General features: G+C 53.7%; 1 pseudogene. It reads right to left on the reverse strand.

Going from position 1 to position 214, the window contains the following annotated elements:
* Positions 1–5: 5 nt before the first annotated feature.
* Positions 6–214 (reverse strand): annotated as a pseudogene (locus tag OGY37_RS00030) (IS5/IS1182 family transposase); the annotation flags it as partial.

Genomic DNA, 214 nt, shown 5'->3' on the forward strand with positions numbered 1-214 from the left:
TGTTTTCAGGCAATACGCACGCTTTCAGGCATACCTGCTTTCGTCATTTTGTTCAGCGCTCGTACCAGGGCCATAGCCTCCGCAACCTGACCATCGTAGTCACGCAGCGTCAGTGAACCCCCGAATAGCTGTTTTACCCGGTACATCGCCGTTTCCGCTATCGAGCGACGGTTGTAATCTGTTGTCCATTTCCACCGCGCATTACTCCCGGTCA

Origin of the sequence: Citrobacter sp. Cpo030, from assembly GCF_030333005.1 — a bacterium.
GTDB classification, from domain to species: domain Bacteria; phylum Pseudomonadota; class Gammaproteobacteria; order Enterobacterales; family Enterobacteriaceae; genus Citrobacter; species Citrobacter portucalensis.